The organism is Anaerobacillus sp. 63XJN7_4_ISO-PGPR-S23-413 (assembly GCF_056173725.1).
In genome coordinates, this window is the sequence record NZ_CM149688.1 from 1720083 (window position 1) to 1740865 (window position 20783).

The window sequence follows — 20783 nt, forward strand, 5'->3', positions numbered from 1 at the left end:
GGTTAGGTAAAATCGACAAAACGGAGTGTGGGTCTATTGCCGAAAACAAAATCAACGCCAGACCTGGTCTTTTTAACTGCAACACTAGTGCTGTTAGCAATTGGATTAATCATGGTTTACAGTGCCAGCGCTGTATGGGCCTCTTATAAATTTGACGATGCATTTTTCTTTGCAAAAAGACAGCTTCTTTTTGCGGGGGTAGGTGTTGTGGCCATGTTCTTCGTGATGAACGTTGAGTATTGGACATGGCGCACCTGGTCAAAAGTAGGCGTGCTCATCTGCTTCATTCTACTTGTTCTAGTCCTGATCCCAGGAGTTGGACTTGTTCGAGGGGGAGCGAGAAGCTGGCTTGGTGTTGGTGCGTTTTCAATCCAACCATCTGAATTTACAAAACTTGCAATGATTGCTTTTCTTGCTAAATATTTATCCGAAAATCAAAAACGCATTACGTCATTCAAAAAAGGACTAGTGCCGTCGCTTGGTATTGTGTTCATAGCTTTCGGTATGATTATGCTCCAACCGGATCTTGGAACTGGAGCGGTTATGGTTGGTACGTGCGTTGTAATGATTTTTATCTCGGGGGCAAGAATAGCCCACTTTGTTTGGCTTGGTATGCTTGGTTTAGCCGGCTTTGCCGTCCTGATTTTATCAGCGCCCTATCGGATTGCGCGAATCACCTCCTACCTTGATCCGTGGAGTGACCCACTCGGTAGTGGTTTTCAAATCATTCAATCGCTGTATGCCATTGGCCCGGGTGGCCTGATGGGGCTTGGGCTCGGCCAAAGTAGACAGAAATTTTATTATTTACCTGAACCGCAAACAGACTTTATCTTTGCAATTTTATCTGAAGAACTCGGATTTATCGGTGGAAGCTTTGTGATTCTATTATTTTCGCTTCTTCTGTGGCGAGGGATTCGAATTGCACTAAGAGCGCCTGATTTGTTTGGTAGTCTTCTTGCTGTTGGTATCATCGGCATGCTTGCGATTCAAGTAATGATCAATATTGGCGTTGTAACTGGCCTAATGCCTGTAACCGGGATTACCCTTCCTTTCCTTAGCTACGGGGGCTCTTCCTTAACGCTCATGCTTGTAGCAATGGGAGTGTTACTCAATATCAGTCGATACGCAAAATTTTAAGCAGATTATGAAAGAGCGCTCACTAGTGAGCGCTCTTTTTCTATTATTTTCATGATTGATTCAAATTACGAGGGAACCCTTTTCATTTACCTATTTATTATATCGCTTTGTTAGCTTATACTAGTGATTCTTAAGTATTGGCTCATTCTATTTGTCAGCACAGAGCTGAAATAAACAATGTAAAGTAATATAGCTTATTATTAAGAACAATTCTCTGGGATGAATTTCCTTCTAGAGGCTAATAACACCTTAACTTATGCTATAATGATTGAAATGAGGACAAACAGCTGGGTCATGCCGTTCGGTTGCCATGATAAGCGTTAGTAACATCGTAAGTATAGACAGAAGTTCATTTACCGGAGACGGAGGCAAGACAATGGAAGATCGCAAAGTTGTAACAATTGAAGATCGGATTCCCACGTTGAAAGCACAGCGTAAGCAGCGCGCTAACAGAAGATTAATCGTCTATTTATCAATCTTCTTCTTTCTCATTTTGCTGATCATTTACTTCCAATCTTCCTTAAGTCACATTCGGAACGTTGAGGTTTCTGGCAATAATTATGTTTCAGAAAAAGAAATTATTAAGTTAAGTGAGCTTAATAATAGCGTGAGTTTTTGGAATTTAAATGCTAAAAATGTAGAAGAAAAGGTAGAAAAATCAAAAGAAATTAAAGAAGTAACTGTGACTAGACAGTTTCCTGCAACTGCTAAAGTGGATATTGTGGAGAATGCTCGAGTCGCGTATTTAAAAAAGGGAAGTGAATATTTCCCGATTTTGCAATCAGGTGCTATTCTTGATGCACTCCCTAAAGGTGAAACGCCAGTGAGCGCTCCTATTTTGATGCAATGGAACGAAAGTACAGAGCTATCAGAAATGGCAGGCGAGCTCAGGAAAGTAGAATTAAGTATTATTAATCGTATTTCTGAGATTCATTATACGCCGAATGGGGATAAAGCTTTTAACTTAACTCTCTATATGACAGACGGATATGAAGTGAAAACAAGCATTAGCGATTTTTCTGAGAAGGTGAATAGCTACCCGTTAATAGTTGAGAAGCTTAAAGATAAAGCCAAAGGTATTCTTTATCTAAATGAAGGTAGTTGGCTTGAGCCTTATGAGGACGTTTCAACTGAAGAAGAGGAAAAGAAAGAGTCTTGACGATAAAATGCATAGATAATCCCTGTTCTAATGGACAGGGAATGCTCTTTGTTCACGAAGGTTTATGAGCAGGGCAATTTATGTTTAATAACTCATTTTCATGTAAAAATGAAAGAAAACAGCAAAATTCTTTCCAATCACGAAAACAGTGACTTTTCTACTGCTTTCACATGGTGTAGACTAATACTTATGCACTGCTTTGTACATCTCTTCATTAAAAAAGAAATGAACCGAAGAGAGTAGGGGAGTGTTACCCAAAAAAATAAGAGGAAATCTCGTATAAAAGAAGGGAAATAAACGGATTTGTGGAATAGAGTCCTTATATCACATTCTTCCCGGGACTTCATGAAGCGAGCCTTGAGGAAGTTTAATTCAAGAGATTATTGTGTATATAAAGGTGTTGGACATTTTTTCAACCCTATTATAGAGAAACTATTAATACCTGAACATGGTAGCATTTTGAAGGAGGTGCCAGGAGAATGAACAGCAATGAGATTTATGTGAGTCTAGACATCGGTACATCCAATGTGAAAGTAATCATTGGCCAGATGACGAACGATTCTTTAAATATTCTTGGAGTCGGCAGCGCGCCTTCTGATGGAATTCGTAAGGGATCGATTGTGGATATAGATGAAACTGTTCGTTCAATTAAGCAGGCAGTAGAAAACGCAGAAAGAATGGTAGGTTTATCGGTTCGTTCTGTGATTGTGGGGATTAACGGCAATCACGTACAGTTACAACCCTGTCATGGGGTAGTGGCTGTATCGAGTGAGGATCGTGAAATTCATGATGAAGATATTGCTAGAGTAATTGACGCAGCACAGGTTGTTTCTATCCCTCCTGAGCGAGAAATTATTGATGTGATTCCAGGACAGTTCGTAGTTGATGGACTGGACGGCATTACAGATCCACGTGGAATGATTGGTGTTCGCCTTGAAATGGAAGGAACAATCATTACAGGTTCAAAAACAGTATTACATAATTTACTAAGATGCGTTGAAAAAGCGGGTCTTGAAATTGCTGATATTTGTCTACAACCGCTAGCGTGTGGGTCAATGGCTTTATCAAAAGATGAGCGTAATTTAGGTGTAGCACTAGTTAACATGGGCGCTGGATCTACTACGATTTCTATCTTTGAAGAAGGCTCACTGAAAGCCACTTCTGTACTTCAAATCGGTGGCGATCACGTAACCAAAGATATTTCGATTGGTCTTAGAACAACGACTGAAGAAGCTGAGCGAATTAAGATTAAGCACGGCAATGCTTTCGTTGATCTTGCTTCAGAAGAGGAAGCTTTCACAGTATCGACAATAGGAAGTTCGGCTGAACAAGAATTTAATCAGTACGAATTGGCTCATATTATAGAACCTCGGATCGAAGAGATGTTAGAATTGATAGAAGACGAAATTAAGCGAATGGGAATTCGTGAATTGCCGGGCGGATTTGTTCTAACCGGTGGTATGGTCGGAATGGACGGAGTTCTTGAACTTGCTCGTGAAATTCTGCAGCACAATGTACGTGTTGCGGTCCCTGACTATATCGGCGTACGCGAACCGCAATACACAACTGGCATTGGTCTTATCCAGTTCACGTATAAAAACGTGAAGATTCAGGGGAAAGAAGTGGCAGCATCACTCAACCCTGAAGAAGAAGTGAAGCCCAAGCGTAGAACAAAAGCCGAACCTCAACCAGGTGAGAAATCTTCTTCACCAGGTATGAAAGAGAAAGTGAAGAATTTCTTTAATCTATTTGTTGAATAAAGGGCTATTACAAGATTAGGAGGACCTGAGATGTTAGAGTTTGATATGAATATGGAACAATTAGCACAGATAAAAGTAATCGGTGTCGGCGGAGGCGGAAGCAACGCTGTCAATCGTATGATCGAGAATGGTGTCCAAGGTGTTGAATTTATTGCTGTTAACACGGATGCACAGGCATTGAACCTTGCTAAAGCAGAAGTTAAAATGCAAATTGGTGGTAAATTAACAAGAGGTCTTGGTGCAGGAGCTAATCCGGAAATCGGAAAGAAAGCTGCTGAAGAAAGCAAAGAACAGATTCAGGAAGCGCTTAGCGGTGCTGATATGGTATTCGTTACCGCAGGAATGGGTGGCGGAACTGGAACAGGTGCTGCACCTGTCATTGCTGAAATTGCCAAAGAACTTGGTGCACTAACAGTAGGAGTTGTCACACGTCCATTTACCTTTGAAGGTAAGAAGCGTTCGACACAAGCCGTTACTGGGATTGCTATGCTTAAGGAAAAAGTCGATACGTTAATTGTTATCCCGAACGATCGTCTACTAGAAATCGTTGATAAAAACACTCCAATGCTTGAAGCGTTCCGTGAAGCGGATAACGTTCTTCGTCAAGGTGTTCAAGGGATATCAGATCTTATTGCAGTACCGGGTCTTATTAACCTTGACTTCGCAGATGTTAAAACCATTATGACTGAACGTGGTTCTGCATTAATGGGAATTGGTATTGCGACAGGGGAAAATCGCGCTTCTGAGGCTGCCAAAAAAGCTATTTCCAGTCCACTCCTAGAGACATCTATTGATGGTGCAAAAGGTGTGCTTATGAACATTACGGGCGGATCTAATTTGAGCCTGTACGAAGTAAATGAAGCAGCTGACATTGTTTCATCAGCTTCTGATGAGAATGTGAACATGATTTTCGGTTCTGTAATTAACGAAGATTTAAAGGACGAAATTCTTGTTACAGTGATCGCTACTGGCTTTGACGAGAACGAAAATAAGAAGAAGACGGTTCCACGTCCTTCTGCACAATCGAAGCAAAGCGCTCCGATACAACAGCAGAAGCATGAAGAGGAAGAAGTTCAGCCGGAGCCATCTAAATTCGGTACAAGAACGGAAGAGTCTAACGATACGCTAGATATCCCTACGTTCCTTCGTAACCGCAAACGTAATAGAAGATAACTCAGAAAACCAGCTCTTTTTAGAGCTGGTTTTTTTATTTGAGAAATTTCAGTTAGTCGTTTATTTAATCTCTTCATTTCTTCTCTCTCCAGCGCTTGTCGAACCTGGTCACTTCCGCTTTTTGTGTAATCCAGCTCCAGTGGTCAGGTCCTCGAGGCGCTTCACCGTTCGCTTAGAACACAAAGGGCGTGTTCCAATCGAAAGGCTCCAGCGCTTGTCGGAGCTAGTCGACCACTTCCGCTTTTTATAATCCAGCTCCAGTGGTCAGGTCCTCGAGGCGCTTCACCGTTCGCTTAGAACACAAAGGGCGTGTTCCAATCGAAAGTTTCCAGCGCTTGTCGGACCTAGTCGACCACTTCCGCTTTTTGTGTAATCCAGCTCCAGTGGTCAGGTCCTCGAGGCGCTTCACCGTTCGCTTAGAACACAAAGGGCGTGTTCCAATCGAAAGTTTCCAGCGCTTGTCGGACCTAGTCGACCACTTTCGCTTTTTGTGTAATCCAGCTCCAGTGGTCAGGTCCTCGAGCCGCTTCACCGTTCGCTTAGAACACAAAGGGCGTGTTCCAAACGAAAGGTTCCAGCGCTTGTCGGACCTAGTCGACCACTTCCGCTTTTTATGTTAATATAAATAAAATTTATTTATTTCTGAAAACGGTGTTGTGTTCGTGGGCAATCACACGTATAATGTCCATTATATAAAAACAAGTGTCCTCACCAGAAGGACAAAGGAGTGGAGAGTATATGAAGGATTGCGTATCTGTAGGATTGTTAGGACTTGGCACAGTAGGTAGTGGTGTTGTACATATGATTGATTCCCACCAGAAAGAGTTACAGCAGCGAGTGGGTTGTCAGGTGAAAGTGGCAAAGGTGCTTGTAAGAGATATGGATAAAGAAAGAAGCGTTGATCTAGATTCAAGCGTTCTTACTCAAGATCCTGAAGATGTTATCAATAATCCAGAGGTCGATGTTGTGATTGAAGTAATTGGTGGGATTGATCAGGCGAAAGAGTTCATTCTTGCTTCACTTAAGAATCATAAGCATGTTGTAACAGCGAATAAAGACCTGATGGCGATCCATGGAAGAGAACTACTAACTGCTGCAGTTGATCATGAAAGTGATCTTTTCTATGAAGCTAGTGTAGCAGGAGGCATTCCTATTCTTAGAAGTTTAGTAGAGGGATTATCTTCTGACCGCATCACTAAGTTAATGGGAATTGTGAATGGAACAACAAACTACATTTTAACTAAAATGACAAAAAACAATGTCCCATATGAAAGTGTCTTAAAAGAAGCTCAGGACCTTGGATTTGCAGAGTCGGATCCTACTGCTGATGTAGAAGGGTTAGATGCTGCTAGAAAAATGGTGATTCTTGGGACGCTTGGCTTCTCCATGAAGGTTGGATTAGATGATGTAAAAGTAGAAGGCATCACACGTGTTGATGAAGAAGATATCGCTTATAGTAAGAAGCTAGGTTACACAATTAAATTATTAGGCATTGCGAGCTCAACAGACGGATCTATTGAACTTTCGGTTCAGCCAACATTGCTTCCTTCAAGACATCCATTAGCGTCCGTTAACGATGAATATAACGCGGTGTATGTCTATGGTGAAGCGGTAGGAGAAACAATGTTCTATGGCCCTGGTGCTGGTCAATTACCGACTGCCACTGCGGTTGTATCCGATCTCGTAGCTGTTATTAAAAATATGCGGTTAGGTGTGAATGGAAAAAGCGTTATTCTTCCACAGCATGAGCGTAAGTTAACAAGCGATGAGCAAATTAAAAGCAAACATTTTATCAGATTAATTGTAAAAGACGAACCGGGTGCATTTTCAAAAATTTCTCATCTATTCCAAGATCGTGGATTAAGTTTAGAGAAATTGATTCAAGAGCCAGTTGTGAATAATGGTACGGCAGAGCTTGTCATCATTACACATGAAACGAATCAACGAGCATTTGAAGAAGTTCATAATCGTTTAAGAGACTTGGATGTAGTCGTAGAAGTGAAGAGTCGTTACCGAGTGGAGGGAATGTAATGAGCTGGAATGGTTTGATTAAGCAATATAAAGAATATTTACCTCTAACAGAGGAGACACCTCAGCTCACGCTAAATGAGGGGAATACACCGCTGCTAAAGCTTGAGCAACTTTCAAACGAACTAGGTATTTCCCTTTATGTGAAAATTGAAGGAGCAAATCCGACTGGTTCATTTAAAGATCGCGGCATGGTAATGGCTGTAGCTAAGGCGAAGGAAGAAGGCAGTGACGCTATTATATGTGCTTCTACAGGCAACACAGCAGCTGCGGCCGCAGCTTATGGGGCAAGAGCAGGGTTACGCTGCATTATCGTTATACCTAAGGGGAAAGTAGCACTAGGTAAGCTTGCCCAAGCCATGATTTATGGAGCAGAAATTTTTGAGATCGATGGGAATTTTGATGAGGCGCTCAGAATGGTGCGCGATATTGCGGAGACTGAGCCTATTGCTCTTGTTAACTCTGTTAATCCTTACCGATTAGAAGGTCAAAAGACAGCGGCTTTTGAAGTATGTGATCAGCTTGGGGAAGCGCCAGATGTGCTTGCGATTCCAGTTGGGAATGCTGGGAACATTTCTGCATATTGGAAAGGGTTTAAAGAATATGTCTCAGAAGATAGTCGACCGCAAATGCGTGGATTTGAGGCTGAGGGGTCCGCTGCGATCGTTCAAAAGAAAATCATTCCAAATCCAGAGACAATCGCTACAGCCATTCGTATAGGGAATCCAGCGAGTTGGCATCTTGCAGAAGAAGCTGTGATTGAATCGAAAGGTAAAATCGATAGCGTAACAGATGATGAAATTTTGCATGCGTATCAAGAGCTTGCCAAAAAAGAAGGCGTTTTTGCTGAACCAGCTTCGTGTGCTTCGGTAGCTGGAGTAATGAAGCAGGTTGCCTCAGGAGAGATTAAGAAGGGATCAAAGGTTGTTGCCGTATTAACGGGGAATGGATTGAAAGATCCTTCCACTGCAATGGACCTTGTTGTTGCAAAACCACGTGTTGTTGCAGCAGATAAAACACAGTTTCTTGAGGAGCTCAAGGGATGTGTGAGCCAGTGAATAGAGAAGAAGGCCTTTACTTGAAAGTTCCAGGTAGTACTTCAAATCTTGGACCAGGATTTGATTCAGTAGGTCTTGCAATCAATCGCTATTTGCACGTAAAATTAGAACCCTCTTCAGAATGGTCCTTTCATTACGTTGACTTTGATGATGTATTTCCAGCAGGTAAAGATAATATGATTTATCAAACAATCGAGCAAATCGAAAAGAAGTATGGGAATGGAAAGAAACCTTCTCCTTATACTGTGACAATGACGAGTGAACTTCCTTTAGAGAGGGGACTTGGGAGCAGCGCTGCAGCCATTGTCGCTGCTGTCGAAATCGCGGACTTTACAATGGGTCTTCATCTAACGATTGAAGAAAAAGTACAGATTGCTACAACATTTGAAGGCCATGCTGATAATGTTGCCGCGTCCCTTTATGGAGGACTAGTTATTGCAACTGGAGAGGAAGGTATAGGAACGATTTCACATCAAGTAACTGATTTAGAGATGATCGCACTAATTCCACATCGTAAATTGAAAACAACGGATTCTCGATCAGTGTTGCCCGATATGCTCCCTTTTCAAGAAGCTGTAGAGGCAAGCAATATCGCAAATGTTTTTGTAGGCGCTGCTCTTCAAAATGATTGGAAATTGGCGGGTAAGCTAATGGAGCGTGATCTTTTTCATCAACCTTATCGAAAACATCTAGTGCCAGACTTAGAAAAGGTTCGTGCGATTGCTATGGATAATGGAGCGTATGGAGCTGCTTTAAGCGGTGCTGGTCCAACATTAATTGTCTTTCATGCCAAAGCATCGTCGAATGAACTTCGCTTAGCGCTAGAAAAAGCTTTTCCTGAGTATTGTTGTGAATTGCTTATACCTGCGTCAACAGGGATAGAAATAACGTACGGAGCTTATCAAAATCAATCCATTTAATTGAGAAGTCGTCCTCTAGAAGGGCGGCTTTTTTTATGTTTTTGGACGGATGATCGCCTGACAAAACTAGTGATAATTATCCAAAATAACCTCGCTCTAACCGGCACAATCTGACAGTTTTATAAAGAAACTTAGTCTATACTTAGTATCAAAATCGCAAGGGGGGAGGCGTTCGGTGGCAGTATACCTTGATGTGATCTGGTTGCTAAATTTTTGTTTCGATTACATGCTACTTGCGCTAACTGGGATACTGCTGAAGAAACAAGTGAAAAAGAGACGGCTTGTTACTGGTGCATTAATCGCTTCGTGTTATGTGCTTTTTCTTTTTGTTCCTGCCCTAACATTTATGGTAAACCCATTCATGAAGCTGCTCTACTCCTTACTTATTGTTGTGGTAACGTTTGGCTTTACAAGGTTTCGTAGCTTTTTTCAATGTTGGCTTCTCTTCTATTTTGTCACGTTTATGATTGGCGGAGGAATGATGGGGGCGCATTATTTCTTTCAAAAAGATATGACAGTGTATAACGGAGCGGTCGCTACACAAAGTACTGGATTTGGGGACCCCATTAGCTGGCTTTTTGTGATAGTTGGTTTCCCTATTGTTTGGTTTTTTTCAAAAAGAAGAGTGGATCATCTTGAGACAACACGAATTCATTTTGATCAACTAGCAGAAGTTAGTATCCGAATTGATGATGTGACAATTTCAGCTAAAGCACTTGTCGATAGCGGCAACCAGCTACAAGACCCTTTAAGCGGCTCACCTGTTATGATCCTCGATATGACGGTGCATGAAGCGAACTTTCCACCATCGTTTATTCAGAAAGCCAAAAACATCACAGAATTCCAGGAAGAAGGAGAGGAGGATCGTTGGGAACATCGGTTACGTATTGTTCCGTTTCGGGCAGTCGGACAAGATCATCAATTCTTGTGTGCTGTAAAGCCGGATGAAGTATTGATCTCGATGGAGGGGCGTTCATTAACTGTCAAAAAAGTACTTGTTGGATTAAGCTTTCATACGATTTCAGGAGAAAAAGATTATACGTGTATCCTTCATCCGAAAATGCTGACAGGACATAAGGCGACTGCGTCATAGAAGAGAAAACAAGACGACCAAGGAGGAGTTCGAGATGGGGAAAATGAAAATTAAGTTAGTTCTATGGTGGCAGCGGATCCTAATGAAGCTTGGTATTAAACCTGATGAGATCTATTACATAGGAGGGAGCGAAGCATTACCTCCTCCTCTATCGAAAGATGAAGAGGCCCATTTATTAATTCAATTACCTAAGGGAGATAAAGCAGCAAGGTCGATTTTAATTGAGCGTAATCTTCGCCTGGTCGTTTATATTGCACGGAAATTTGAGAATACGGGGATCAACATTGAAGATTTAATTAGTATTGGTACGATTGGTCTCATCAAAGCAGTAAACACATTTAATCCTGAGAAAAAAATCAAGCTTGCAACCTATGCATCAAGGTGTATAGAGAATGAAATATTAATGTTCCTTCGACGGAATAATAAAATACGCTCAGAAGTTTCATTTGATGAGCCGCTTAATGTGGACTGGGATGGGAATGAGCTCCTTTTGTCTGATGTACTAGGGACAGATGAAGATATCATTACGCGCGGGATAGAAGCTCGCGTCGATCGTAGATTACTTGTGAAGGCATTAGAAACACTTAATCCAAGAGAAAAACAAATTATGGAGCTAAGGTTTGGTCTTGCTGGAGAAGAAGAGAAAACGCAAAAAGATGTTGCCGATTTACTTGGCATTTCTCAATCATATATTTCAAGGCTCGAAAAGCGCATCATTAAACGACTTCGAAAAGAGTTCAATAAAATGGTCTGAGCTTCTTAGCATAATAGATGCATAAAATTCCCACTCGCGGAGATACTTTACTTTGACAGCATCTCCGATGAGGAGGGAATGAGTTGACACGAAACAAAGTCGAGATTTGTGGAGTAGATACATCCAAACTTCCAGTACTTAAAAATGAAAAAATGAGAGTACTCTTTAAGCAGATGCAGGAAGGGGATATTTCGGCACGTGAAGAACTAGTGAATGGTAATTTAAGACTTGTTCTAAGCGTGATCCAGCGATTTAATAATCGAGGAGAATACGTGGATGATCTATTTCAGGTGGGCTGCATTGGCCTGATGAAATCCATAGATAACTTTGATTTAGGGCAAAACGTGAAATTCTCTACTTATGCAGTGCCGATGATCATCGGTGAAATCAGAAGATATCTCCGTGACAATAATCCGATCAGAGTGTCACGATCTTTAAGAGATATCGCTTATAAGTCTCTCCAGATTAGAGATAAATTAATGACGAAGAATTCCAAAGAACCAAATCCGACTGAAATTGCCAAAGAGCTTGGGGTGACGAAGGAAGAAGTAGTCTTTGCACTTGATGCGATTCAGGATCCTGTTTCATTATTTGAACCTATTTATAATGATGGAGGCGACCCCATTTTCGTTATGGATCAAATCAGTGATGATAAACAGAAAGACATCCAGTGGCTTGAAGATATTGCTTTAAAGGAAGCCATGACAAGATTAAATCAGCGAGAGAACATGATCTTACAAATGAGATTCTTCCAGGGTAAAACGCAAATGGAAGTAGCAGATGAGATTGGAATTTCGCAGGCACAGGTGTCCCGACTCGAGAAAGCGGCGATACACCAAATGAATAAAAATATCCAAAGTTAGAACGAGACCTGGGAAACAGGTCTTTTCTTTTGCCTTCTTTTCATATAATGAGATGAAAGGTGGGTGCGCGATGATAAAAATATCAGAATTTCAGGTGAAAGATGTTGTGAATGTCTCGAATGGACGTAAGCTTGGTCACATCGCTGATCTGGAAATTAATTTAACGACAGGAAAAATAGAAGCGATTGTGATTCCAGGGGCAGGTAAAATGATGGGATTGTTTGCGCGAGAAAGTGATGTCGTTATTCCATGGCGCAACATAGTGAAAATTGGGTCAGATGTCATTCTAGTAAGACATCATGATACAGCTGATGGCGAATCGTTTCAGAAAGAATCATAAGGAAAGAAAGATCTAACAATCTATATCCCTTAGGCACAACATATTATGATAAAATAAGGTATAAACTGTATCATGGTATAAAGGGGTGCAACTGTGGAAAAAGAACCATTTCAACCATCAACACATAAAACATCACTGGCACTGAAATTTCCAGATCAAGCTGAACGGAACGATAACCTGATAGCAGGTTTTTCAACCCGTAGAAACGGAGTTAGCCAGACTCCGTTTTCTAGCTTGAATCTTGGATTCCACGTACCAGATCGAGCGAGAGATGTACTAATAAATCGCGAAACCCTTGCCTATGATATCGGACAATCCCTTGATCGATGGATCGTTGGTGAGCAAATTCATGGCGCCGACATTGCGAATGTAACAGCAGCGGATAAGGGACGAGGAGCAACGAATCATCAAGATGCCGTTCCGAAAGTGGACGGGCTATATACAGATGATCCCGAAGTTCTTCTAACCGCTCTTTATGCCGATTGCGTACCGCTCTATTTCTATGCGCCATCAGCTAAAAGAGTGGGGATTGCCCACGCAGGCTGGAAAGGAACAACGAAGAATATTGCAGGAGAGATGATTCGTGCGTGGAACAATGATGGAATCCAAACCGACGATATTTATGCTGCAGTCGGCCCTTCAATAGGGAAATGTTGCTACGAGGTTGATGATGGCGTTATCGAACACATTAAAGCGCTAGTAGGAGATCAGGATCTGTTTTTTGATGAAAAAGCAACAGGGAAATACCAGCTTGATTTAAAAGCCGTGAATCGCGAGCTCCTCCTTCGGTCAGGGATTAAGGCGAGTCAACTATCAGTTAGTGACTATTGTACAAGCTGTAGCAATCTGTTTTTCTCTCACCGAAATGAAAATGGAAAAACAGGAAGAATGATGGCATACATAGGACTCGGGGAGGTATAGCGTTATCGTGAATGTAAGAGAAAGTCTAGAAACAATCAAAGGAAAAATTAACGCAGCAGCAGAACGGTCATGTCGTGATCCTCAGCATATTCATGTTGTAGCGGTGACGAAATATGTTAGCGTCGAACGTACAAAAGAAGCATTAGAAGCTGGCGTTACTCACTTCGGTGAAAGTCGTGATGAGGGGCTATTGAAGAAAGTAGAAGCTATTGGCACATTGCCTTCGTGGCACTTTATTGGCACACTACAATCTCGTAAAGTAAAAGACATTCTTCCATTTGTAAATTATATTCACTCCCTCGATCGTATATCTCTAGCTAAAGAAATACAAAAGAGAGCTGATGGTGAAGTAAACTGTTTTGTGCAAGTTAACGTGTCTGGTGAAGAATCTAAGCATGGATTATCGCCAGGTGAGACGCTACCTTTTATTGAGTCACTTAATGAATTCTCATCTATTAAAGTCGTAGGATTAATGGCTATGGCTCCGCATACAGATAATACAAATGAAATTCGAGATGTTTTCAAGAAACTTCGTGAGCTTGGAGAACGTGTCCAAAGCCTTTCACTCCCACATGCTCCATGCAATGAGCTTTCAATGGGGATGTCAAATGATTATGAAATTGCTGTTGAAGAGGGCGCGACATATGTTCGCATTGGATCGTCACTTGTCGGAAATGAAAAATAAAATAAGCTCTCCAGGAGGTGCAGGGAATTGGGTATCAAAACGAAATTCAAGCAGTTCTTTGAACTTGATGATGAAACGATAGAGTTGGATGAGCAGCAGGAGCAAGATTCATATATGGAAGAAGAAGAGCCTGAAGTAACTCGAGCGAATCGTAAGCAGTCTAAACAAAATGTGGTAAGTCTTCAAAGCGTTCATAAGAACTCAAGAGTTGTGCTAGTTGAACCAAGAGTGTATGCTGAAGCTCAGGATATCGCTGATCACGTGAAAAATCGGAAGTCTGTTGTGATGAATCTTCAACGTATTCCACAAGATCAGGCGAGACGCATTGTCGATTTTCTAAGTGGAACAGTCTACGCTGTTGGTGGCGATATTCAGAAACTCGGTCCGGATACGTTTATATGTACACCGGACAATGTTGAAATTTCAGGTAACATTACAGATGAAATTTACGAAGACCAGTAATTAAGAAAGGGTGAAAAGTTTGAACATAGTTTCAATCTTACTTTCAGCAGTACAAATTTATACGTGGATCCTCATCATTTACATCTTTATGTCATGGATTCCAAATGCAAGAGAATCTTCTATTGGACGAATGATTGCTTCTATAGCAGAACCATATCTAGCTCCGTTTCGTAAGATTATTCCTCCAATCGGTGGAATGCTTGATATTTCTCCGATCGTAGCCATTTTCGCACTTCAGTTTGTGCAATATGGAATTATTGCGGTCTTTAGATTCATAGGCTAATGTCTATTTACGAACACTATCGTCCAGAAGAAAGAACATTTGTCGATCGCGTTTTACAATGGCAGGATGAGGTTCAAGAAAGGTATGCTCCCAGGTTAACCGATTTTCTTGATCCAAGAGAACAGGATATGGTGAGGCAAATCATTGGAAATCACTCTGACGTGGGCGTGTTTTTTTCGGGTGGAGTTGAAGGGTCTGAGCGTCAGAGGGCTCTTCTTGTTCCTCCTTACTTTGAACCAACAACGGAAGATTTCGAGATAATCGCTTTTGAAATTACATATCCAGCCAAATTCGTATCACTTACTCATCCAGATTTGCTTGGGGCAATGATGGGTCTTGGAATTAAGCGTGAGAAGTTTGGAGATATCCTTGTGCAGGATAGTGCTGCGCATTTAATCGTAGCGAAGGAAATTGCTGATTTCGTGAAAATGAATTTAACACATGCAGGGAAAGCGTCCATATCTCCTAACGAAATTCCATTAACGAGCGTAAGCGTCGAAGAAGCTTCCTGGCAGGAGCAGTCAGGCACAGTAACAAGCCTTCGTTTGGATACGGTACTTGCTGAAGTATACAATCTATCACGAGGTAAGGTTGCTCCGATGATTGAACATGATCGAGCGAAATTAAATTGGAAGATCGTCAGTCAACCTTCTGCTGAAGTGAAAGAGGGAGACTATTTATCGTTACGAGGTTCAGGTAGAAGTAAGATTATTTCTGTTGATGGCAAAACAAAGCGGGATAAATGGCGAATTACGTATCAAATTCGTAAATAGTTTGTCATAAATAGAAGGAATATCCAAATGATTGTCGAAATACGAGTAAGCCGGGTATATGAAAAAAGAGAGTAAATCGGAGGTGGCTGAATTGCCTTTAACACCATTAGATATTCATAACAAAGAATTTACACGCGGATTCCGCGGTTATGATGAAGATGAGGTCAATGAGTTTCTTGATCAGGTAATCAAAGATTATGAAACGGTAATCAGAGAAAAGAAAGAATTGAATGAGAGAGTGAAGCTTCTAGAAGAACGACTTGGGCACTTCTCAAACCTTGAAGAAACGTTAAATAAGTCGATCCTAGTAGCACAAGAGTCAGCGGAAGAAGTGAGACAAAACGCTAAGAAAGAATCCCAGCTCATCGTAAAAGAAGCTGAGAAAAATGCCGACCGCATTATTAATGATTCGCTTGCTAAAGCGCGTAAAATCTCCATGGATAATGAAGAGCTGAAAAAACAAGCAGCGGTTTATCGCACGCGTTTTCGTATGCTAGTTGAAGCCCAGCTAGAGATGCTAAATAATGAAGACTGGGATGGCTTAGTGGCTCGATTTGATGAGGAAGAAGATCAGCAACAGGAGCAAATCGAAGAAAAAGCATAAAGCACTCATTTATTTTTTGTCATTTCCTTGACTTCTTATTTTTATTTACACTATACTTCTATTAATAGCAATAACGATCGACGAAGATGGGAAGAGTATCTGATTCTTACTTAACAAAGCGAGCCGGGAATGGTGTGAGCCGGTGTTAAGCAATCAGAGAAGATCGCCCCTGAGTCCCGTGCTGAACGATAAGTAAGCCTCGGCGAATCATTCACGTTACGAATGCAAAGTGAGCGCAAAGCTTAATTTGGGTGGTACCACGGGAAAACCTTCTCGTCCCTTTTCGGGGACGAGAAGGTTTTTTTATTTTGTAGCACACTTTGAAGAAACAACTCCCGAGTGGCTGAAGATCGTTACGGTTGTTGCTCGTTATAAGTTGAAGGAGGAAACCTCATGAGCTATAAAGAAACGCTCTTAATGCCAAAAACAAAATTTCCGATGAGAGGAAATTTACCGAATAAAGAGCCCGACATGCAAAAAGAATGGGCAAACATTAATCTCTATGAAAAAGTACAGGAAAGAACGAAGGACCGCCCCCTATTCGTCCTACATGATGGCCCTCCATATGCCAATGGTGACATCCATATGGGTCATGCAGAGAACAAAGTTTTAAAAGATATCATCGTTCGATATAAATCAATGAACGGTTTTAATGCTCCATATGTTCCTGGTTGGGATACGCACGGACTTCCAATCGAGCAGGCGTTAACGAAAAAAGGCGTCGATCGTAAGAAGTTAACGGTTGCTGAATTTAGAAAGAAATGTGAAGAATACGCATTAAAACAAGTTGATCGTCAGCGTGAACAATTCAAGCGACTTGGAGTTCGTGCTGATTGGGATAATCCATATATTACGCTTGATAAAGGCTATGAAGCACAGCAAATTAAAGTGTTCGGAGAAATGGCAAAACGCGGTTATATTTATAAAGATAAAAAAACCGTTTATTGGTCTCCGACATCTGAATCAGCATTAGCAGAAGCTGAGATCGAGTATCAAGATAAGCGCTCTGCATCGATTTACGTTGCGTTTGATGTAAAAGATGGAAAAGGTGTTCTTGATGGCGATGAGAAATTTATCATCTGGACAACAACACCGTGGACAATTCCTTCAAACCTTGCCATTGCGTTGAATGAGAAGTTTGAATACAGCGTCATTGAAGCGGATGGTACGAAATATGTTGTAGCAACAGAGCTTGTTGATCAATTAAAAGAAGAATTTGAGTGGAACAACGTAAGTGAAGTGAAGCGCGTAAAAGGTAGCGAACTTGAATACGTGACGGCTCAGCATCCAATCTACGATCGTGAATCTCTTGTGATCCTTGGTGACCACGTAACGCTTGACGCAGGTACAGGTTGCGTTCATACAGCCCCGGGACACGGTGAAGATGACTATATGATCGGAAGAAAGTATAAGCTAGACATCCTTTGCCCTGTAGATGAGAAAGGTGTTTTCACTGACGAAGCTCCTGGCTTTGAAGGTATGTTCTATGACAAAGCAAATAAACCAATTACTGAAAAACTTGAAGAAGTTGGCGCGCTAGTGAAGCTTACATTCTTCACTCACTCTTACCCACACGATTGGCGTACGAAGAAACCAATCATTTTCCGTGCAACAGAGCAGTGGTTTGCGTCGATCAAAGAGTTCCGCCCTGAACTTCTTCAAGCTGTAGCAGATGTGAAATGGTTCCCATCATGGGGTGAAATTCGCCTTCATAATATGGTGAAGGATCGTGAAGATTGGTGTATTTCTCGTCAACGTGCATGGGGCGTTCCAATCCCAGTGTTCTATGGCGAAAATAATGAGCCAATCATTACAGATGAGACAATTGCTCATGTATCAGAATTGTTCCGTAAGCATGGATCAAACATTTGGTTTGAGTGGGATGCAAAAGAACTTCTACCTGAAGGATTTACTTCAGAGCATAGTCCAAACGGTGAATTCCGCAAAGAAATGGATATCATGGATGTTTGGTTTGACTCAGGTTCTTCTCACCAAGCTGTTCTGGAAGAAAGAAGCGACCTTGCAAGACCTGCTGATTTGTATCTAGAAGGTTCTGATCAGTACCGTGGCTGGTTTAACTCGTCCCTTTCAACAGCTGTAGCCGTAACAGGGAAAGCACCTTATAAAGCGGTTCTCAGTCATGGATTTATTCTTGACGGTGAAGGAAAGAAAATGAGTAAGTCACTTGGAAATACAATGGTACCGAATGATGTTATGAAACAATTGGGTGCGGATATTCTTCGTCTATGGGTATCATCGGCGGATTATCAAGCTGACGTTCGCGTATCGAATGATATTTTAAAACAAGTAGCTGAAGTGTACCGAAAGATTCGCAACACGTTCCGCTTTATGCTTGGGAACCTTGAAGGATTTGACCCAACAGAGCATCAAGTGGCGTATAAGGATTTAGGTGAACTTGATCAGTATATGCTTGTGAAGCTAAATAATCTCGTATCGAAAGTGAAAAAAGCTTATGATGAGTATCAGTTCTTAACGGTTTATAATACGATCCATAACTTCTTTACAATTGAAATGAGCTCGTTCTATCTCGATATCGCGAAAGACACGCTTTATATTGAACATGCAGATCACCCGAACCGTCGTGCGATCCAAACGGTTCTTTATCAGACAGCTGTTGCGCTTACGAAACTTCTTTCGCCTATCATTCCGCACACTGCTGAAGAAGTATGGCAGTTTGTCCCTGGTGAGAAGGAAGAGTATGTACAGCTTTCCGATATGCCAGAAGTGAAGAATTTTGAAGGTACAGCTGATCTTGAAGAAAAATGGGATCATGTGATGGAGCTTCGTGACGAAGTTCTAAAAGCACTAGAAGAAGCGCGTAACGAGAAGAAAATTGGTAAATCGTTAACCGCTCAGCTTCATATTTATGCTGATAATGGTACGAAGGATTTGCTTGAAGGCGTAGCAAATCTTGAGAAGCTCTTTATCGTATCAGGTGCTACAGTGGCCGGTACGAAGGCTGAAGCACCAGCAGAAGCGAAAGTATATGAAGAACTAGCGATCTCCGTTTCACCTGCTGAGGGAGAAACGTGTGAGCGCTGCTGGCAAGTGAAAAAAGACGTTGGCGCTAATAGCGAATACCCAACTCTTTGCGCTAGCTGTGCTGAAACAGTTAAAAATCATTACTAATTAATGAAATATATCGAAAAGACGCTTTGCGATGCGAAGCGTCTTTTCTTTGTTGTTAGCTCAGTTTCGATTGTCTGCTGAAGCAAGCTGTGCTAAACTTTCATAGGAAGTAACATTTGATCGGAGGAGCGCTCGTGTGGAAATATCTCATAGCCATAGGCATCATTGTTCTAGATCAGTGGACGAAATGGCTTGTTGTGAAGTACATGGAATATGGTGAAAACATTACATTAATCAATGATTTTCTTTATCTAACTTCTCATCGAAACCGGGGCGCCGCCTTCGGAATCCTTCAAGGACAGATGATTTTCTTTTATATCATTACCATTTTCGTCATTGGAGCGGTTATTTATTATATGAGACAATATAAACATAGCCGTTTCGTTAGCGTCACCCTAGCACTCATACTTGGTGGTGCAATAGGGAACTTTATAGATCGAGTCCTTCGTGGAGAAGTAGTAGATTTTGTGAACACATTTATCTTCTCTTATGATTTTCCGATCTTTAACGTTGCCGATGCCTCCCTTGTTGTAGGTGTTATTCTTATCTTTATCGGAACCATTTTTGAAAGTAAGCAGGCTAAAGGGGAAAACTAATGGAAAAATTCACATTTAAAGTAGCAGAAGAAGAGAAAGGTGAGCGAATCGATAAGCTCATTACTTCTTATGAAAATGACTGGTCGCGTAGCCAGGTTCAAGCTTGGATTAAAGATAAAAATATTCAAGTGAACGGCGAAGACGTGAAAGGCAATTATAAAGCAACAGCAGGCGATGAGATCGAAGTAACCGTTCCTGAGCCTGAAGAATTAGAAATTGTAGCAGAAAATCTGAACCTTGAGATTGTTTACGAGGATGCGGATGTTCTTGTCGTGAACAAACCACGAGGAATGGTTGTTCACCCAGCTCCAGGACATGCTAGCGGAACGCTTGTTAATGGGTTAATGTATCAAGTTAACGATCTAAGCGGTATTAACGGTGTTGTCCGTCCTGGTATCGTCCATCGGATTGATAAAGATACTTCAGGATTATTAATGGTCGCAAAGAACGACAAAGCCCATGAATCACTTGTAAAGCAGCTTCAAGCTAAAACCGTTAACCGACGTTATACTGCCATCGTTCATGGCAACATCCAGCATGACGTGGGGACAATTGATGCACCAATCGGGCGAGATAAGCAAGATCGTCAGAAGATGACGGTAACGGATGAAAATAGCCGAGATGCGGTTACGCATTTTCATGTTCTAGAACGTTATAAGCAGTTTACTTATGTTGAGTGTAAGCTTGAAACTGGTCGTACGCATCAAATTCGAGTTCATATGAAATATATCGATCATCCCGTTGCAGGTGATCCTAAATATGGCCCAAGAAGAAAGTCGCTTCCGATTGATGGTCAGGCTCTTCATGCCGGTGTTCTAGGCTTCAGTCACCCTGTAACAGAAGAGTGGCTTGAATTCTCTGCTCCTATTCCAGAGGATATTGAACGTTTATTAAAGCGACTTAGACAAGATTAAGGTTGACTTAAGAAGAGATCTTTGCGATACTCTTTATAGACAATAGCATACCCTTTAAAGACAGTCCCGTGAGGCTGCAAAGGAAAAACGGCTATGTACGATCGGTACAT

At 41.5% G+C, this 20783-nt stretch carries 20 protein-coding genes and 1 other annotated feature; all 20 genes read left to right on the forward strand.

Annotated features, from left to right (window positions below):
• The first annotated feature begins 36 nt into the window (after positions 1-36).
• The 20 genes from spoVE to AC0VYO_RS09455 all read left to right on the forward strand — a co-directional run bounded on the left by spoVE (position 37) and on the right by AC0VYO_RS09455 (position 20673).
• Positions 37-1137: a stage V sporulation protein E gene (spoVE, locus tag AC0VYO_RS09360; protein ID WP_194221342.1), complete on the forward strand. Its 1101-nt coding sequence runs from the start codon at positions 37-39 to the stop codon at positions 1135-1137.
• 376 nt (positions 1138-1513) lie between these two features.
• The gene (locus AC0VYO_RS09365) at positions 1514-2296 is read left to right on the forward strand and encodes a cell division protein FtsQ/DivIB (protein ID WP_475368905.1); all 783 of its coding nucleotides are present in this window, start codon (positions 1514-1516) and stop codon (positions 2294-2296) included.
• A gap of 479 nt (positions 2297-2775) precedes the next feature.
• Positions 2776-4056, forward strand: coding sequence for a cell division protein FtsA (gene ftsA, locus AC0VYO_RS09370; RefSeq protein ID WP_194221344.1), 1281 nt, complete (start codon positions 2776-2778; stop codon positions 4054-4056).
• Between the two features lie 30 nt (positions 4057-4086).
• Positions 4087-5229 carry a cell division protein FtsZ gene (gene ftsZ / locus AC0VYO_RS09375; protein ID WP_194221345.1) on the forward strand — a complete coding sequence of 381 codons (1143 nt, stop codon included), beginning with the start codon at positions 4087-4089 and terminating at the stop codon, positions 5227-5229.
• 738 nt (positions 5230-5967) lie between these two features.
• Positions 5968-7260 carry a homoserine dehydrogenase gene (locus tag AC0VYO_RS09380; RefSeq protein WP_430242808.1) on the forward strand — a complete coding sequence of 431 codons (1293 nt, stop codon included), beginning with the start codon at positions 5968-5970 and terminating at the stop codon, positions 7258-7260.
• A complete protein-coding gene (thrC, locus tag AC0VYO_RS09385; RefSeq protein WP_430242805.1) occupies positions 7260-8315 on the forward strand; it encodes a threonine synthase in 1056 nt (351 codons plus the stop codon). The genes AC0VYO_RS09380 and thrC overlap by 1 nt, the downstream gene beginning before the upstream one ends.
• The gene (gene thrB, locus AC0VYO_RS09390; protein ID WP_475368906.1) at positions 8300-9235 is read left to right on the forward strand and encodes a homoserine kinase; all 936 of its coding nucleotides are present in this window, start codon (positions 8300-8302) and stop codon (positions 9233-9235) included. Before thrC ends, thrB begins: the two co-directional genes overlap by 16 nt.
• 175 nt (positions 9236-9410) lie before the next feature.
• Positions 9411-10328, forward strand: a complete 918-nt coding sequence (gene spoIIGA, locus AC0VYO_RS09395; protein ID WP_430242800.1) for a sigma-E processing peptidase SpoIIGA — start codon at positions 9411-9413, stop codon at positions 10326-10328.
• A gap of 34 nt (positions 10329-10362) precedes the next feature.
• Positions 10363-11082, forward strand: coding sequence for an RNA polymerase sporulation sigma factor SigE (sigE, locus tag AC0VYO_RS09400; RefSeq protein ID WP_194221350.1), 720 nt, complete (start codon positions 10363-10365; stop codon positions 11080-11082).
• 83 nt (positions 11083-11165) lie between these two features.
• The gene (sigG, locus tag AC0VYO_RS09405; RefSeq protein ID WP_194221351.1) at positions 11166-11945 is read left to right on the forward strand and encodes an RNA polymerase sporulation sigma factor SigG; all 780 of its coding nucleotides are present in this window, start codon (positions 11166-11168) and stop codon (positions 11943-11945) included.
• Positions 11946-12015: 70 nt separating this feature from the next.
• A complete protein-coding gene (locus tag AC0VYO_RS09410; protein ID WP_098443312.1) occupies positions 12016-12285 on the forward strand; it encodes a YlmC/YmxH family sporulation protein in 270 nt (89 codons plus the stop codon).
• 93 nt (positions 12286-12378) lie between these two features.
• Positions 12379-13206, forward strand: coding sequence for a peptidoglycan editing factor PgeF (gene pgeF / locus AC0VYO_RS09415; protein ID WP_430242797.1), 828 nt, complete (start codon positions 12379-12381; stop codon positions 13204-13206).
• A gap of 7 nt (positions 13207-13213) precedes the next feature.
• Complete coding sequence (locus AC0VYO_RS09420; protein WP_430242794.1) at positions 13214-13891, forward strand: YggS family pyridoxal phosphate-dependent enzyme; 678 nt, start codon at positions 13214-13216, stop codon at positions 13889-13891.
• Positions 13892-13918: 27 nt separating this feature from the next.
• On the forward strand, positions 13919-14353 hold the full coding sequence (locus AC0VYO_RS09425) for a cell division protein SepF (RefSeq protein WP_194221354.1): 435 nt from the start codon (positions 13919-13921) through the stop codon (positions 14351-14353).
• Between the two features lie 19 nt (positions 14354-14372).
• Positions 14373-14636: a YggT family protein gene (locus tag AC0VYO_RS09430; protein ID WP_194221355.1), complete on the forward strand. Its 264-nt coding sequence runs from the start codon at positions 14373-14375 to the stop codon at positions 14634-14636.
• Complete coding sequence (locus AC0VYO_RS09435) at positions 14636-15409, forward strand: YlmH family RNA-binding protein (protein ID WP_475368907.1); 774 nt, start codon at positions 14636-14638, stop codon at positions 15407-15409. The genes AC0VYO_RS09430 and AC0VYO_RS09435 overlap by 1 nt, the downstream gene beginning before the upstream one ends.
• A gap of 91 nt (positions 15410-15500) precedes the next feature.
• Positions 15501-16013, forward strand: coding sequence for a DivIVA domain-containing protein (locus AC0VYO_RS09440; RefSeq protein WP_475367250.1), 513 nt, complete (start codon positions 15501-15503; stop codon positions 16011-16013).
• 74 nt (positions 16014-16087) lie between these two features.
• Positions 16088-16297: a binding site (T-box leader), on the forward strand.
• A gap of 109 nt (positions 16298-16406) precedes the next feature.
• On the forward strand, positions 16407-19163 hold the full coding sequence (gene ileS, locus AC0VYO_RS09445) for an isoleucine--tRNA ligase (protein ID WP_303531210.1): 2757 nt from the start codon (positions 16407-16409) through the stop codon (positions 19161-19163).
• A 134-nt stretch (positions 19164-19297) separates the two neighbouring features.
• A complete protein-coding gene (gene lspA, locus AC0VYO_RS09450) occupies positions 19298-19759 on the forward strand; it encodes a signal peptidase II (RefSeq protein WP_283152264.1) in 462 nt (153 codons plus the stop codon).
• Positions 19759-20673, forward strand: a complete 915-nt coding sequence (locus tag AC0VYO_RS09455) for an RluA family pseudouridine synthase (protein ID WP_194221360.1) — start codon at positions 19759-19761, stop codon at positions 20671-20673. The genes lspA and AC0VYO_RS09455 overlap by 1 nt, the downstream gene beginning before the upstream one ends.
• The last annotated feature ends 110 nt before the right edge of the window (positions 20674-20783 follow it).